Origin of the sequence: Bradyrhizobium sp. 1(2017), from assembly GCF_011602485.2 — a bacterium.
Taxonomy (GTDB): domain Bacteria; phylum Pseudomonadota; class Alphaproteobacteria; order Rhizobiales; family Xanthobacteraceae; genus Bradyrhizobium.
Window position 1 is genome coordinate 5408375 of record NZ_CP050022.2, and the last position, 14154, is coordinate 5422528.

Annotated in this window: 14 protein-coding genes; 7 read left to right on the forward strand and 7 right to left on the reverse strand. The window is 64.5% G+C overall.

Annotation, left to right across the window (positions count from 1 at the left end):
• The first annotated feature begins 7 nt into the window (after positions 1–7).
• Together flgA and flgH are read left to right on the forward strand one after the other, a co-directional pair.
• The gene (gene flgA, locus HAP40_RS25835) at positions 8–1138 is read left to right on the forward strand and encodes a flagellar basal body P-ring formation chaperone FlgA (protein WP_166815092.1); all 1131 of its coding nucleotides are present in this window, start codon (positions 8–10) and stop codon (positions 1136–1138) included.
• 3 nt (positions 1139–1141) lie between these two features.
• Entirely contained in the window at positions 1142–1906 is a 765-nt protein-coding gene (flgH, locus tag HAP40_RS25840) for a flagellar basal body L-ring protein FlgH (protein WP_166815091.1), read from the forward strand.
• A 284-nt stretch (positions 1907–2190) separates the two neighbouring features.
• Here flgH and HAP40_RS25845 read toward each other — a convergent pair whose 3' ends face one another.
• The 3 genes from HAP40_RS25845 to HAP40_RS25855 all read right to left on the reverse strand — a co-directional run bounded on the left by HAP40_RS25845 (position 2191) and on the right by HAP40_RS25855 (position 4644).
• Positions 2191–2970 carry a 2-keto-4-pentenoate hydratase gene (locus HAP40_RS25845; protein WP_166815090.1) on the reverse strand — a complete coding sequence of 260 codons (780 nt, stop codon included), beginning with the start codon at positions 2968–2970 and terminating at the stop codon, positions 2191–2193.
• Between the two features lie 480 nt (positions 2971–3450).
• Positions 3451–3816 carry an RNA polymerase-binding protein DksA gene (gene dksA, locus HAP40_RS25850; protein WP_008554760.1) on the reverse strand — a complete coding sequence of 122 codons (366 nt, stop codon included), beginning with the start codon at positions 3814–3816 and terminating at the stop codon, positions 3451–3453.
• A gap of 216 nt (positions 3817–4032) precedes the next feature.
• Positions 4033–4644: an NAD(P)-dependent oxidoreductase gene (locus HAP40_RS25855; RefSeq protein ID WP_166815089.1), complete on the reverse strand. Its 612-nt coding sequence runs from the start codon at positions 4642–4644 to the stop codon at positions 4033–4035.
• Between the two features lie 151 nt (positions 4645–4795).
• Here HAP40_RS25855 and HAP40_RS25860 point away from each other — a divergent pair, with 151 nt between their 5' ends.
• A complete protein-coding gene (locus HAP40_RS25860) occupies positions 4796–5167 on the forward strand; it encodes a winged helix-turn-helix transcriptional regulator (protein WP_414645408.1) in 372 nt (123 codons plus the stop codon).
• A 22-nt stretch (positions 5168–5189) separates the two neighbouring features.
• Here the strand turns inward: HAP40_RS25860 and HAP40_RS25865 are convergent, their stop codons facing one another.
• Positions 5190–5603: a flagellar assembly protein FliX gene (locus HAP40_RS25865; protein ID WP_166815087.1), complete on the reverse strand. Its 414-nt coding sequence runs from the start codon at positions 5601–5603 to the stop codon at positions 5190–5192.
• A 283-nt stretch (positions 5604–5886) separates the two neighbouring features.
• On the opposite strand from HAP40_RS25865, the gene HAP40_RS25870 reads away from it, so the two are divergent.
• The 4 genes from HAP40_RS25870 (at position 5887) to HAP40_RS25885 (ending at position 8407) form a co-directional block, all read left to right on the forward strand.
• On the forward strand, positions 5887–7011 hold the full coding sequence (locus HAP40_RS25870) for a flagellar basal body P-ring protein FlgI (protein ID WP_166815086.1): 1125 nt from the start codon (positions 5887–5889) through the stop codon (positions 7009–7011).
• Positions 7011–7379: a flagellar assembly peptidoglycan hydrolase FlgJ gene (flgJ, locus tag HAP40_RS25875; protein ID WP_166815085.1), complete on the forward strand. Its 369-nt coding sequence runs from the start codon at positions 7011–7013 to the stop codon at positions 7377–7379. The genes HAP40_RS25870 and flgJ overlap by 1 nt, the downstream gene beginning before the upstream one ends.
• Positions 7380–7390: 11 nt before the next feature.
• Positions 7391–7888, forward strand: a complete 498-nt coding sequence (locus HAP40_RS25880) for a hypothetical protein (protein ID WP_166815084.1) — start codon at positions 7391–7393, stop codon at positions 7886–7888.
• 159 nt (positions 7889–8047) lie between these two features.
• A complete protein-coding gene (locus HAP40_RS25885; protein ID WP_166815083.1) occupies positions 8048–8407 on the forward strand; it encodes a hypothetical protein in 360 nt (119 codons plus the stop codon).
• Positions 8408–8513: 106 nt separating this feature from the next.
• Here the strand turns inward: HAP40_RS25885 and flaF are convergent, their stop codons facing one another.
• From flaF to HAP40_RS25900, 3 genes are all read right to left on the reverse strand, one after another.
• Positions 8514–8882, reverse strand: a complete 369-nt coding sequence (gene flaF, locus HAP40_RS25890; protein ID WP_008554779.1) for a flagellar biosynthesis regulator FlaF — start codon at positions 8880–8882, stop codon at positions 8514–8516.
• Between the two features lie 294 nt (positions 8883–9176).
• Entirely contained in the window at positions 9177–11465 is a 2289-nt protein-coding gene (locus HAP40_RS25895; RefSeq protein ID WP_166815082.1) for a DUF1522 domain-containing protein, read from the reverse strand.
• A gap of 219 nt (positions 11466–11684) precedes the next feature.
• The gene (locus tag HAP40_RS25900; RefSeq protein ID WP_166815081.1) at positions 11685–13964 is read right to left on the reverse strand and encodes a DUF1522 domain-containing protein; all 2280 of its coding nucleotides are present in this window, start codon (positions 13962–13964) and stop codon (positions 11685–11687) included.
• Positions 13965–14154: the final 190 nt, after the last annotated feature.

Here is a 14154-nt window from a genome sequence, read left to right on the forward strand (position 1 = left end):
GATGACGATGATCCGGACCACCCTCGCCACCATCTCCGCTCTGCTCGCGCTGGCGCTGCCGGCCGCGGCGGCCGACGATGTCATCGCAACGCCGACGCTGCGCGCGAGCGTTGCCGTGAGCTCGGACGTGGTGCGGGTCGGCGACCTCATCGACAACGCCGGATCGGCCGCACTGATCCCGGTCTACCGCTCGCCTGATCTCGGCACCACCGGCACGTTGACGGTCGGACAGGTGCTGTCGGTGCTGCGCGCGAAACAAGTGATCGGCGTGATGACCGGCGACATCAAGGAGGTCCAGGTCACCCGCCTCGCCCGCACACTCGCGAGCAAGGACCTCGAAACCGCGGTCGCCTCCGCGCTCGAGCGCCGCTTCGGCCTGGGGGACGCCGCCAACATCACGGTCACGTTCGATCGCGGCATCGCCGACATGCGGCTGGATGCCTCCAACACCGGCGCGCTGCAGCCGGTCGCAACCCGCTATGACGCCCGCGGCGGCCGGTTCGACGTCACCTTCGAGATCAACAACGACAACAGCCCGACGCCGACCAAGCTCCGCTTCACCGGAACCGCGATCGAGACGGTGGAAGTGGCCGTGCTGACGCGCGACATCGACCGCACCGAGCTCCTGAAAGCCTCCGACGTCTCGCTGGAGCGCCGGCCCAAGGCCGAGGTCTCCGGCGAGCCCGCCTCGCGTGATCGCACTCTCGGCATGCAGCTGCGCCGGCCGATGCGGGCGGGCATGCCGATCCGCGTCGCCGACATCGTCAAGCCCGACTTCGTGGTGCGCGATCAGGCCGTCACCATCATCTACCAGGTGCCCGGCGTCTACCTCACCACGCGCGGCAAGGCGATCGAGAGCGGCGCCGAGGGCGACACCGTCAGCGTGATCAATCTGCATTCCAAGCGCACGTTGACCGGAATCGTCACCGGCCGCGGCCAGGTGACGATCCAGGGAGCCAGCCAGTCCGCGCCGATGGCGCCTGCGGTCGAGCAGACCTCCTCGCTCAAGCGTGACGAGGTGCCGGCGGCCGCGGCCCTGGCGCAGAGCCTGATCCAGGCGCCGGCGTCTGGCGCCCACGTCGCACAAGCCCAGATCCCGCAAGTTCGCGTCTCGCAAGCTCCAGCCAAGTCAGAGTAAGTCATGTCCACGTTCAGTTCGGCTTTCCGTCTTCGTCGCATCGCGATCTCTGCCCTGCTGCTTGCAACTTGCGCGCTGGCGAGCGGATGCTCCTCGATCGACCGCCTGTCGCAGATCGGCGAGCAACCGAAGCTGTCGGCGATCGACAATCCGACGACGCAGCCCGGCTACAAGCCGGTGCAGATGCCGATGCCGAAGCCGGAAGTCGCCTCCTACAATCCGAACTCGCTGTGGCGCAACGGCAGCCGCGCCTTCTTCAAGGACCAGCGCGCCCGCCAGGTCGGCGACCTCCTGACCGTGACCGTGAACATCACCGACAAGGCCAACCTCTCCAACGAGACCCAGCGCAGCCGCACCGCCTCGGAAGATTCGGGCATTTCGGATTTTATCGGCAGCCAGACGATCACGCAGCCGCTCAAGGTCCTGCCCGGTCGCCTTCTCACCACAGACTCGACCTCCTCCAGCGACGGCAAAGGCTCGGTCAATCGGCAGGAAGCTTTGCAGACCAACGTCGCTGCCGTCGTGACTCAGGTGCTGCCGAACGGCAACCTCGTGGTCGAAGGGAAGCAGGAGATCCGCGTCAACTACGAGATCCGCGAGCTCATAGTTGCAGGCATCGTCCGCCCCGAAGACATCCAGAGCGACAATACCATCGACTCCTCCAAGATCGCCCAAGCACGCATCGCCTATGGCGGCCGCGGCCAGATCATGGACGTGCAACAGCCACGCTACGGCCAGCAGGTCATGGACGTGCTGCTGCCCTTCTAATTCTCTCCCGAGCTCCCACATCGTGTTCGCGAACCTAGGCGCGAACGACGATGTACTACGCGGCCCTCGCTAGCTCCCCTGGCGCGGGCCGCATGTATTTTGCAGTCGATGATCGCGCGGCCGTAGCAGGCTCGGTACAGACGCGGTTGCCCCAACCTCCGTCATTGCGAGCGCAATGAAGCAATCCAGATTCTGGATTGCTTCGTTGCATCAGCGCAAAATTGCTATGCAATTTTGTCGCGAGCTCCTCGCAATGTCGGCAGGCGCCGAAGCGCCGTACGCCCTCACGTAAATTTCGCCTCCACCACTCCCAGCCCGTCCAGCTCCATCCGCACCTTGTCGCCGGCCTTCAGCCAGAGCGTCTTGACCAGGCTACCGGTGAGGACCAGCTGCCCCGCATGCAGGCCCTTGCCCTCGGCGGCCAGATGGTTGGCGAGCCAGGCGAGCGCGTTGTGGGGGTGGCCGAGCACGTCGGCGCCGGTGCCGTGGCCGACCTCCTCGCCGTTGACGATGGCGCGGCCCTTCACGACCTTCAGATCCGGCACGGACGAGCGCGGAACCAGGGGTCCCAGCACGCAGCCGGCGGCGAAGAAATCGTCGGCGATCAGCGTTGGCGCGCCCATCGTCTCCCACTTCACGTAGCGATCGTCCACGATCTCGATCGCGGGATGGTAGGCCTCAACCGCCTCGCCGACCCATTCGGCCGTGAACGGCGCCTCGCCGGCGGCAAGGTCGCGCTTCAGCCGCACCGCGATCTCGCATTCGACGCCGACGCGGACATAATTCGAGGCGGCGAGCTTGGCTCCGCTCTGATGCACGCCCTTCTGGAACACGCCGCCGCCGCAGGGATGCGGGATGCCGATGTAATCCTGCATCACCTGGCTGGTACAGCCGATCTTGTAGCCGACGAGCGGCCCGAGATGGGGCAGCAGGAGATCGTGCAGGGCGCACTGGACCTGATAGCCTTCGTCTTCATCGGCGGGGGGACGCTCAAGCACCGCGAGCGGCGCATGGTTCCGCCGCGCCAGCGCGATCGCCTTTGCGGCTTCGAGAATCTTGTCCATCGGCCCCGCCTCCCACGCTACGCATTCAGGGACGGCACTTCAGCATCCCCGCTCCGGCCTGACAAGCGCGGGGGGGATTAGGCTCCGGCCTCCCGCCCGCGTTTAAGGAAATGTTGAGCTGGTCCGGGCTTTATGGCGAGGCGCCTTTTCATGGAGAAGCGCCTTGCGGTCTCGAAAACCTCGCGCGAGGCATGATTACAGCGACGCTTGATGCGGCTGTATCGATGCCTCAACAGTCGAGTCGATCCCGTTGATGCGACTCGCGAAATCTCCCGGACCTGAAGTTAAGGCTGCTTCTCATCGGAACTCACGTGAGCTCGAAGAAATAGAGTCTAGGTCCTTGATCGCGATTCGCTTTTCGCGATCAGGCTCACGCGCCGTCGATGCGCGGCAGCAAGCGGCAGGCAAAATGCCGATTATGGCGCCGAAAGGGCGCCTTGCGTTCCAAAAACAAAGAGCCGCAACTCTGCGGCTCGGGCTCTATTCGTCGCGGTAGACCTTCTCGCGCTTCTCGTGGCGCTCCTGCGCTTCCACCGAGAGCGTCGCGATGGGCCGGGCCTCGAGCCGCTTCAATGAGATCGGCTCGCCGGTATCCTCGCAATAGCCATAGGTGTTGTCCTCGATGCGCTGGAGCGCGGCGTCGATCTTGGCGATCAACTTGCGCTGGCGGTCGCGGGCGCGGAGTTCGATGGCACGGTCGGTTTCGGACGATGCCCGATCGGCGAGATCGGGGTGGTTCACGTTCTCCTCCTGCAGGGCTTGCAGGGTGAGCTTGGACTCTTTGAGGATCTCATCCTTCCAGGCAAGGAGCTTCAAACGGAAGTACTCCTTCTGCCGGTCGTTCATGAAAGGCTCTTTTTCGGTCGGTCGGTAGTTTTTCAACTTTTCCAAGGGCGGCCTATCTGTCTAAGCAACGACTCGCGAAACGGAACGAGGTCCGTTGAGCGGGGCCTTATATAGCGGCCACCTGTGACAGACAATATTTCCCTCACCGCTCCATCGCCGCCCCCAAGCCCTTGCACAGGAAGGTTTATCCGCAAAGGCCCGGGGGTGGCTGAAGGCTCAGTATCCGACCGTGAAACGCTGCCTCTGATGGGCCGGCCGCTCGATCTCGTCGGCGAGCGCAATGGCGTAGTCGGCGAAGGTGATCCAGCTCTTTCCGTTCGCATCTGCGAGAAGCTGATCGGTCCCGAGCCGGAACTTGGCCGTGCGCTCACCCTCGACGAACAGCGCGGACGGCGAGATGAAGGTCCAGTTCAGGTCCTTTTCCTGCCGCAGCAGGTCCAGGAAGGCGGAACCCTTTTCGGCCTCGGCCTTGTATTGGGCCGGAAAGCCCTCGGTTGTGACCAGCTTCACGCCCGGGGCGACCCCCAGGCTGCCGGCGCCGCCGACGACGAGGTAACGGGCCACCTTGGAGTCCTTCGCCGCGCCGATCAGCTTGATCGGGTCGCTAGCGAGGAAATGCACGGAACTGACGGCGACGTCGTGCCCGGCCCACAGCTTGGCAAGGCCCGCCTGATCGAGCACGTCGCCCCGGATGGGCGTGACATTGGGCAGCGCCGCGATCTTTTCGGGGTTGCGGGCTATGGCGGTGACGCTATGGCCGCGACGAGACAGTTCCTTGGTGATTTCCGACCCGGCCCGGCCTGAGGCGCCGGCGACTGCGATTCTCATGGAAGGCTCCTTTGCTCCTATAGTAACCAAAGGTGACTAGATATCGCAAAGAATGCTGGTGTTAAGAGAGCACTTTGTGCTTACCTGATAACGCTGGAGTAACCGGCATGCTTGTTGGCAACCGAGCCGAACGGAATCCGAGGCCCCGATGATGAGACCCGACGTCTACGCAGCGAACTGTCCGACGCGCCAGATCCTGGATCGCGTCGGCGACAAATGGGCGGTGCTGATCCTTCTGCTGTTGCGCGAGGAGCCGATGCGCTTCAATCAGTTGCGCCGCACGATCGAAGGCATTTCACAGAAGATGCTGAGCCAGGTTCTCAAATCGCTCGAGCGCGACGGCCTGATCAGGCGTCGCGCCATCGCAACCGTGCCTGTCACGGTGGAATATTCGATCATGCAGCTTGGAGTGACGCTGGCGGCAGCGGTCGATCCCCTGCGCGATTGGGCCGAGGAAAATCTGAAGGACGTGCTCGCCGCCCAGCGCCGCTACGACGCCCAGCAGAAGGTGGAAGCGGCGTAGGGGCATCGTTCGCAACGCGCGACTACGCCTGTCCGGCCTTCGCCAGTTCGACCTCGACGCGCAGCTCGATCTCGGAGAGCACGGCATCGAGACCAGGATCGCCGGAGGACGATTTCAGGTTCGCCGCCGCATCGCGCAGCCGCATCACCGTCGAGGCGTCGAGATTACCGGACAGAAGGCCCATCTTGAGATCGTCGAGCACGTCGAGCGCGGTCTTGCCGCGGGCGACCGAGCGCTTGCGGCGCTCGACCAGATCCTCCTCGACGCCTTGCAGCGCAAGCAGTGCATCGATGTTGGCAGCGGCCTTCGGCGCAGCAGCGCTCCGCGTCTCCTGCGCCGACGAGGTGTCGGGCAGGACGAAGGTGCCGGAGCCGGTTCGCTTGGCCTGGCTGGCCGGCGCTCCAAGCGTGGTGCCGTTCGGTCCGTAGATGCGCATCGCAGCAATCCGGGTGATCGATGCCTCACCTTCGCCGCTTTATGGTTAACGGGGCGTAAACAGCCCGGCAAAAACTGCCGACAGGCGGCAGTTTCGCTCCTCAGGGCGAACGCCCGCTGACACCAGTCGAAACAGATTTATTCAACCTATTCAGCCACCTACCCTTGCTGCCCTGGGTTGGCACAGCGCTCGCAAGGAAAGCGCCGGACCAGCTCGTCATGGGAGTGTCGCAGCCGGTCCTTCGATTTGAGGAGCCCTTTCGGGTACCCTTGGGGAGCAGAGGATGCCAGGCGTTCGTTGGGTGAGGATTGTTGGGGTGGCCTGCGCTGCGCTGTCAGCGCTGGCGCTCTCGGTCACGTCAGCGGCTGCGACCTCGCGCATCAAGGATCTCGCCAACATCGAGGGCGTGCGGCAGAACCAGCTCATCGGCTACGGCCTCGTCGTCGGCCTCAACGGCACCGGCGATACGCTCAACAACATCCCCTTCACCAAGCAGTCGCTGCAAGCGATGCTCGAGCGCATGGGCGTCAACATCCGCGGCGCCACCATCCGCACCGGCAACGTCGCCGCCGTGATGGTCACCGGCAACCTGCCGGCCTTCGCCACCCAAGGCACGCGCATGGACGTCACCGTCTCCGCGCTCGGCGACGCCAAGAACCTCCAGGGCGGGACCCTGCTCGTGACCCCCCTGCTCGGCGCCGACGGCAACGTCTATGCGGTCGCCCAGGGCTCGCTCGCAATTTCGGGTTTCCAGGCCGAGGGCGAAGCGGCGAAAATCGTCCGAGGCGTCCCGACCGTGGGCCGCATTGCCAACGGCGCCATCATCGAGCGCGAGATCGAGTTCGCGCTCAACCGCCTGCCGAATGTGCGCCTGGCGCTGCGCAATGCCGACTTCACCACCGCCAAGCGCATCGCTGCCGCCGTCAACGACTATCTCGGCGTCAAGACCGCCGAGCCGATCGATCCCTCGACGGTGCAGCTGTCGATCCCGCCGGAGTTCAAGGGCAACGTCGTCGCCTTTCTCACCGAGATCGAGCAGCTCCAGGTCGATCCCGATCTCGCCGCCAAGATCATCATCGACGAACGGAGCGGCATCATCGTGATGGGCCGCGACGTCCGCGTCGCCACCGTCGCGGTCGCGCAGGGCAATCTCACCGTCACGATCTCCGAGAGCCCCCAGGTGAGCCAGCCCAATCCGTTGTCGCGGGGCCGGACCGTGGTCGCACCGCGCAGCAGCGTCACCGTCACCGAGGACGGCAAGAAGCTGGCGGTCGTCAAGGACGGCGTGTCGCTCCAACAGCTCGTCGACGGCCTCAACGGCCTCGGCATCGGTCCGCGCGACATGATCAGCATCCTCCAGGCGATCAAGGCCGCCGGTGCGATCGAAGCCGACATCGAGGTGATGTGATGCAGACCAATGCGATCAACACTCCGCGCCTCGCCACCTCCTCGGCCTTCTCGGTCGAGAGCCGCAACGGCCGGCCGGACTTCGATCTCGCCGCCGCGTTGCAAAAGGTCTCGCCGCAGCAGCAGACCAAGGCGCAGAAGACCGCCACCGACTTCGAGGCGATGTTCCTCAACAGCATGTTCTCGCAGATGACCTCCGGCCTGAAGGGCGAAGGCCCGTTCGGCGACACGCCCGGCACCGGCGTGTGGCGCTCGATGCTGACCGAGCAATATTCCAAGAACTTCGCCAAGGCCGGCGGCGTCGGCGTCGCCACCGAAGTCTACCGCACCCTGATCATGCAGCAGGCGAAAACGATCCGCACGGCATAAGGTCAAACGAGATGAATCATTCCAACCTCTCACGTCAGCCGATGCAAGCGCAGCGCCCGAACACCGCGCCCGGTAGCGCCGAGGCGCGCAAGCTCGCCGAGGACCTGATGGATGCGATGAGCGCCCTGCTCGGGCTGATCGAGCGCGAGACCGAGCTCGTTCGCGCCGGCAAGGTCCGCGACGCCATGATGCTCGAGGGCAGGAAGCAGGAGCTGTCGCGCAACTATGTCGGCGCCGTCAGCCAGCTGAAGGCGAACCAGGCCCAGCTCGCGAAATCCGCGCCCGAGCTGCTCTCGACCCTGCATCGTCACCACGATGCATTTCGCGCGATGCTTCAGGTCAATCTCACCGTGCTCGCCACCGCGCACGCGGTGTCCGAGAGCGTCGTGCGCGGCGTCAATGCCGAGATCCAGAAGCGCAACGTACCGAACACCTATACGGCCGCAGGTCGTCGCGCCGCTCCCGGACCGCGCCACATCACGCCGCTCGCGGTCAGCCGCTCGCTCTGAGCGCGCTCGAGAACAAGAGACAATTTGACGAAAAACCGCGCGGCGAAATCGCCGCGCGGTTAGGCACGTTTCGTTACCAGGTCTTCAGTCCTGGTGTTCCATGCTTGCGCGATTAGAGGGGTTGGGATTTGACTCACGTGAGGCAACCAGGAGGCTGCCATGAGTACAGATTTCAGCATCAGGCCGGTGGGGATCCCGGCCCCCGTGCAGATCGTAGCGACGCCCAACGCGGCGGCGAACGAGGCCGTGCAAACTGATCTTCCGGTGAGGCAGACGGTCGCCGCGAGCGATACGAGCGCGCCGGTGCGCAATGATTTGCCGAACCACGAAAACATTTCGCGCCAAGTCGTGTTCGACCAGGCGGCCGCATCCTTCGTCTTCCAGGTCGTCAACGAGAGGACCGACGCGGTGGTCAATCAATTTCCCGACGAGGCGATGCTGCGCCGGAGGGCCTATTTCCACGCCCTGGATATGAAGTCCGAACCCTCGCGTCCGCTCAGCACCGACCGCAGCGCCTGACCATCAACGTCGCAACGGCAGTATCGGTTGCGCCGTTGCGCCCTGCCCTCTTCAGCGTGAACCTCTTGCGTGATCTACAACATGCTCGACCACGACGGAAGGCCGTTCACGGCCGTCCGGACAGACCCGCAGCGATGTTGCGGTTGATCTCGATCAGTGGGCGGAAATGATCGAACTGTGGGCTCATCTGGAGCGCCGCGGTCTGGCTCAGCACGAACACGCTGATGTTGGCGATCTTCTGCCGGACGTCGATCGGCTGCGGATTGTTGTCGCGCATCGCCTCGCTCAGGAAGATGGTCCAGAGCTTGCGGTTGAACATCAGGGCCTGCATGGTCTGCTCGCTGAGCGGATCGGCGTTGTTCACCGCATCCTGGAGCTTGTTCGCGGCCTTGAGCAGGGTCTGCGCCTCGATGTCGCGAGGAGATGCTGTGGTCGTTGCAACACGCGCGTAGGCCGAGGCAGCAGAATTCGACATCAATCACACCCTGGAAGTTTCCTAGCCCGTTGAAAGAGCTTAAGGATTTCTTTCCCAACCCTAGGCAGCACCGCTTAAGATTTGCTTACATGTGTGCTTGGAAGCACTCCGGATAAGTACGGGTCGCGGAGCTCTTCGTCAGCGCAAACGTTAGATCCACGCACACACGGTGTAAACGCACATCGCATGAGGCGTGTCGATCTGAGCTAATCTCGAGTTAGCGATCTCCCTCAAATGAACGGCGGAGCATTAGCCCCGCCGCGAAATCTCGAATAGCGATTCTGCACCGCGCGATTAGCGGAGCAGCTGGAGCACGCTCTGCTGCGACTGGTTGGCCAGCGACAGCGCGGAGACCGCGATCGACTGGCGCGTCGACAGCGCCTGGCTGTTGGCCGCTTCCTCGTTGGTGTCGGCGAGCGTCAGGTTGGACGAGCCGGTCTGCAGCACGTTGATCAGGTTCTTGGAGAAATCCTGACGCACCTGCACGATCGACAGATTCGAACCGAGCGTCGAACCTTGCGAGCGCAACGTGCTCGAGGCCGCGTTCAGGCTGGCCAGCACCTTGTTGGTGGCGCCGTTGTCGATGAAGTCGACGCCGTTGACGAGATTGCTGAGTCCGAGGCCCGCCGCGTTGAACACAACGCCGTTGATGCTCAGCGTGGAACTTCCGGTCTCGTTGAAGACGAGCTTCAGCGTGTCGCCGTTGAGCAGGTTGACGCCGTTGAAGGAGGAGTCCTGCGACGTCGTGTCGATCTGGGCCAGGATGTTGTTGAACTGGTTGACCAGGTTGGAGCGCGCGGTCTGCGCGACCGGATCCTGGACCGGCGGCTGCGCCGTGGTGAAGGCCAGAACACCGGTGATCGTGCCGCCGACTGCGCCGCCCGCGACGCTCGAGCCGAGCGTCGAAGAGGCGTATTCGTTGACGGTCGTCACCGTGAGCACGCCGTTGGCATCGATCGTCGCCGTCAGGTGATTGGCCTGAAGCTGCGCGTTGAGCTGGTCCAGCGTCTTGACGGTGCCGTTGGTGCCGTCGCCGAAGGTGACGTTGACCGGCGTGCCGCCGTTGAAGGAGGTGAAGGTCAGCGTCTTGCCGCTGATGCCGCCGACGCCCGAGGTGCGCGCCGCGGTGAAGGCGGTCGCCGTCCCGGTGTTGCCGCTGAGGCCGAAGGCGCTGAGAGCGTTGCCGGTGCCGGTGATCGACAGGTCTGAGTTGATGCCGGTCGAGAGCGCAAGCTGGCCGCTGCTGTTGACCGAGGACGGAATCTGGCCCGCGGTGGTCGACAGGGCCGCCGCGCCGTTGAAGATGCTGGCGGTCTTGACGCCGGTGGCAAGGTCGACTGCGTTGAGCAGGTCGGTCAACGTCGCGCTCTGGATATAGACCGTCGAGTTGCCGTTGCCGTCGGTGACGATGTTGCCGCTGACGCCGCCGGAGGTGACGCCCGCCGCCGATTGCGGCGTCTGCGCGTTCTTGAAGGTGATGGTCTTGCCGTCGATGTTCAGCGTCGAGCCGTCCTGGACCAGGGAGCCGAGCGAGCCGGCCGTGGTCGACCGGTTCGCGGTCACGTTCGCGTTGCCCGCGCCGGTCGCGGATGTCAGGCCGAGCGCCTTGAGGAAATCGGCCTTGCCCGTCACGCTGAGATCGGCGCCGGTCGAGCTCTTCAGCGTCACGGCGCCCGCCGTGATCGAGGATGCAACCTGAAGCGTGCCGACGGGACCCGCCGAACCGCTGACCGCGATGGTCGCCGCGCCTGCGCTGATGGTTGCGGTCTTGACGCCGCTGGCGAGGTCGATCGCAGTGAGGACGTCGTTGACCGTCGCCCCGGGCGCAGCCGCCGTTCCCTCGTAGACGATCGAATTGCCGTTGCCGTCCGTGGCAATGTGCCCGCTGGCATCGAGGCCCCAGCCGGTCGGCTGCGTGCTCGGAGCAACGCCGGTGCGGAAAGTGATGGTCTTGCCGTTCACCGTGATGGTGTCGCCGTCCGCGGGCGGCGTGCTGAAAGTGGCCGATGCCGTGGTGCCGAGCAGCGTGGCGGTGCCGGACAGTGCGGTGGTGCCGTCGGCGGCGAGCGCTGCCGTGCCGGTAAAGGTGCCGGCGCTCGAGCCGAGCGATGCGCCGAGCGCGGCAGTTCCGGTGACCGGGGTCGTGCCGCCGGCCGCACCGGTATAGAGCACGTTGCTCTTGGCGGTCGCGCTCGCATAGGAGGTCGTTCCGCGCAAATCGGCGGGCGTCGCCCCGGGAATCGTGGTGGAGACGTTCGACTTGGTGGAATAGCCGACCGTGGTCTGGAGCGCCTGGTTGGCGATCGATTTCGCGCTGTCGATCAGCTTCTGGAGCGAGGTGATGCCGGTGTTGGCGGCCTGGAGCACCTGCACACCGTTGTTGATGCCGTCGAGCAGGTTGCTGATGTCGCTCGCCCGGTTGTCCAAGCCCTGTGCCGTGAAGAAGTTGGTGGGATTGTCGAGCGCTGTATTGACCTTCTTGCCGGTCGACAGCCGTTCCTGCGTCGTGGCCAGCAAGTCGGCCGTCGACTGCAGCGACAACAGGTTCTGGCGAACGGACGCCGAGAGAACGATGTTGGACATTGGCGAGTCTTCCTCTTGAACCGGGTACGAATCGGCCGCGCGGTCTGGAGAGCGGGCTTTTGTCCAGTTTTAGGACGTGTCCTTTAAAGTATGGTTAACGCCGGTTTAAGCGATAGGGTTAATGGCGGGTGAAGAGCCCTGCCCGCCTCCGAACGCAAAAAAGAGCGGCGGGGCAAATGGCCCCACCGCTCGATTTTATTGAGTGATTTCAGTTACTTGTTAGCGGAGCAGCTGGAGCACGCTCTGCTGCGAGGTGTTGGCCAGCGACAGCGCAGAGACCGCGATGGACTGGCGGGTCGACAGCGCCTGGCTGTTCGCCGCCTCGACGTTGGTGTCGGCCAGCGTCAGGTTGGACGAACCGGTCTGCAGCACGTTGATCAGGTTCTTGTTGAAGTCCTGACGGATCTGCACGACCGAGAGGTTCGAGCCGAGGCTGGAGGCTTCCGAGCGCAGCGTGCTCGACGCCGCGTTCAGGTTGGTCAGCACCCTGTTGGCCGCGGCGTTGTCGATGAAGTCGACGCCGACGGTCAGCGCCGCGAGGCCCAGACCCTTGGAGTTGTAGGTCACGCCGGTGATGTTCAGGCTCGACTTGCCGGTCTCGTCGAACACCAGCTTGAGCTGATCACCATTGAGCAGGTTGACGCCGTTGAACGAGGAGTCCTGCGAAGTCGTGTCGATCTGGTTCAGGATGTTGTTGTACTGAGACACCAGGTTCGCACGAGCCGTCTGCGCAACCGCATCCTGGACGGGGGTGGAAGCCGTCGAGAAGGTCAGTGCCGAAGTGAGCGTGCCGCCGATTGCGCCGCCGGCGGCCGTCGAGCCGAGCGTCGAGGACGCGTAGTCGTTCGAGGCCGTGATCGTCAGCAGGCCGTTGGCGTCGATCGTCGCAGCCAGGTTGTTGGCCTGAAGCTTGTTGTTGAGCTGATCGAGCGTCTTGACCGTGCCGTTGGTGCCGTCGCCGAAGGTGACGTTTACCGCCGTGCCGCCATTGAAGGAGCTGAAGGTCAAGGTCTTCCCGGCGATGCCGCCGATGCCGGAGGTGCGGGCCGCGGTGAAGGCCGTTGCGTTGCCGGTGTTGCCGGCGAGGCCGAACACATTGAGCGCGTTGCCGGTGCCGGTGATCGACAGGTCGGCATTGACGCCGGTCGAGAGCTTGAGCTGACCGGACGTATTGATCGTGGAGTTCGACTGGCCCGTCGCGGTCGCAAGCGTCGCAGTGCCGTTGGCATTGATCGTCGCCGTCTGCACGCCGGTGGCAAGGTCGATCGCCTTCAGGACGTCGTTCACCGTGCCGGACTGCAGATAGACCGTCGAGTTGCCATTGCCGTCGGTGACGACCGCACCGTTCGCACCATAGCCGCTCGCAACGCTCGGAGCACCGGTCGTACCCGGGGTCGGCGCATTCTTGAAGGTGATGACGTGACCGTTGACGTTCAGCGTCGAGCCGTCCGTGAGGGTCGCCCCCAGCGAGGACGCAGTCGTGGTCCGGTTGACGCTCAGGCTGGCATTGCCCGCACCCGAGGACGTCGTCAGGCCGAGAGCCTTGAGCAGGTCGGCCTTGCCGGTGAGGCTGAGATCCGCACCCGTCGAGCTCTTCAGCGTGACGGCGCCCGCAGCAACGCTCGAAGCGGTCTGGTTGACGCTCGTGGCGATCGTCGCAGCACCCGAAGTGATGGAAGCGGTCTTCACGCCGCTGGCGAGATCGACCGCGGTCAACAGATCGTTGACGGTCGCAGCCGGGGTGCCGGCGGTGCCGAGATAGACGGTGGTGTTGCCGTTGGCATCGGTGACGAGGTTGCCGCTGACACCCGAGCCGGACGGAACCGCCGTCGACGCCGGCGCCGAGCCGCTGCGGAACGTGATGGTCTTGCCGTTCACGGTCAGCGTGTCGCCGTCGGCGGGCTGCGCGTTGCCGACGAGGCCGGTTGCGGTCGTGCCCGAGGTCGCGATCAGGGTGATGGTGCCGGTCAGGGCCGTGGTGCCGTCGCCGGCCGTTGCCGCGGTGCCCGTGAACGTGCCGAGGGTGGCGCCGAGCGAGGTGGTGCCGTTCGCCGCCGTGGTGCCGCCGGCCGTGCCGTTATACAGCACGTTGCTGCTCGCGGTCGCGCTGGCAAAGCTCGTCGTGCCGCGCAGGTCCGCCGCGGTCGCGCCGGCGATGGTGGTGGAGACGTTCGACTTGGTGGAGTAGCCGACGGTGGTCTGCAGCGCCTGGTTGGCGATCGACTTGGCGCTGTCGATCAGCTTCTGCAGCGAGGTCAGGCCGGTGTTGGCAGCCTGCAGCACCTGCACACCGTTGGCGATGCCGTCGAGCAGATTGTTGATGTCGCTGGCGCGGTTGTCGAGCGACTGTGCCGTGAAGAAGTTGGTGGGATTGTCCAGGGCCGAGTTGACGCTCTTGCCGGTCGACAGACGGTTCTGTGTGGTGGCGAGGAGATCGGCGGTGGACTGGAGAGAGAGCAGGTTCTGACGAACCGACGCAGAGAGAACGATACCGGACATGACTCTTACCCTTCTGGCTTACGCGTCTTCGTTCGATCGCTTCTGGATCGAGTGACGGGCACAGGGTGAGCTGACATGGCTAACAAAGGGTGAAACGAACATCGCCTGCCTAAGCGCCGGTTCACCATAAGCGCCTGGACGCGCTTGCAGCGTCAGGCAATCGCCCTGGAATCATTGGCTTTTCTCAGCG

Excerpts from the sequence above, each read along its gene's own strand:
- flgJ (WP_166815085.1), top strand. The coding sequence starts at position 7,011 with ATGCAGACCAATGCGATCAACACTCCGCGCCTCGCCACCTCCTCGGCC.
- flgA (WP_166815092.1), top strand. The coding sequence starts at position 8 with ATGATCCGGACCACCCTCGCCACCATCTCCGCTCTGCTCGCGCTGGCG.
- HAP40_RS25870 (WP_166815086.1), top strand. The coding sequence starts at position 5,887 with ATGCCAGGCGTTCGTTGGGTGAGGATTGTTGGGGTGGCCTGCGCTGCG.
- flgH (WP_166815091.1), top strand. The coding sequence starts at position 1,142 with ATGTCCACGTTCAGTTCGGCTTTCCGTCTTCGTCGCATCGCGATCTCT.
- HAP40_RS25865 (WP_166815087.1), bottom strand. The coding sequence starts at position 5,603 with ATGCGCATCTACGGACCGAACGGCACCACGCTTGGAGCGCCGGCCAGC.
- HAP40_RS25845 (WP_166815090.1), bottom strand. The coding sequence starts at position 2,970 with ATGGACAAGATTCTCGAAGCCGCAAAGGCGATCGCGCTGGCGCGGCGG.
- HAP40_RS25885 (WP_166815083.1), top strand. The coding sequence starts at position 8,048 with ATGAGTACAGATTTCAGCATCAGGCCGGTGGGGATCCCGGCCCCCGTG.
- flaF (WP_008554779.1), bottom strand. The coding sequence starts at position 8,882 with ATGTCGAATTCTGCTGCCTCGGCCTACGCGCGTGTTGCAACGACCACA.
- dksA (WP_008554760.1), bottom strand. The coding sequence starts at position 3,816 with ATGAACGACCGGCAGAAGGAGTACTTCCGTTTGAAGCTCCTTGCCTGG.
- HAP40_RS25900 (WP_166815081.1), bottom strand. The coding sequence starts at position 13,964 with ATGTCCGGTATCGTTCTCTCTGCGTCGGTTCGTCAGAACCTGCTCTCT.
- HAP40_RS25860 (WP_414645408.1), top strand. The coding sequence starts at position 4,796 with ATGAGACCCGACGTCTACGCAGCGAACTGTCCGACGCGCCAGATCCTG.
- HAP40_RS25895 (WP_166815082.1), bottom strand. The coding sequence starts at position 11,465 with ATGTCCAACATCGTTCTCTCGGCGTCCGTTCGCCAGAACCTGTTGTCG.
- HAP40_RS25855 (WP_166815089.1), bottom strand. The coding sequence starts at position 4,644 with ATGAGAATCGCAGTCGCCGGCGCCTCAGGCCGGGCCGGGTCGGAAATC.
- HAP40_RS25880 (WP_166815084.1), top strand. The coding sequence starts at position 7,391 with ATGAATCATTCCAACCTCTCACGTCAGCCGATGCAAGCGCAGCGCCCG.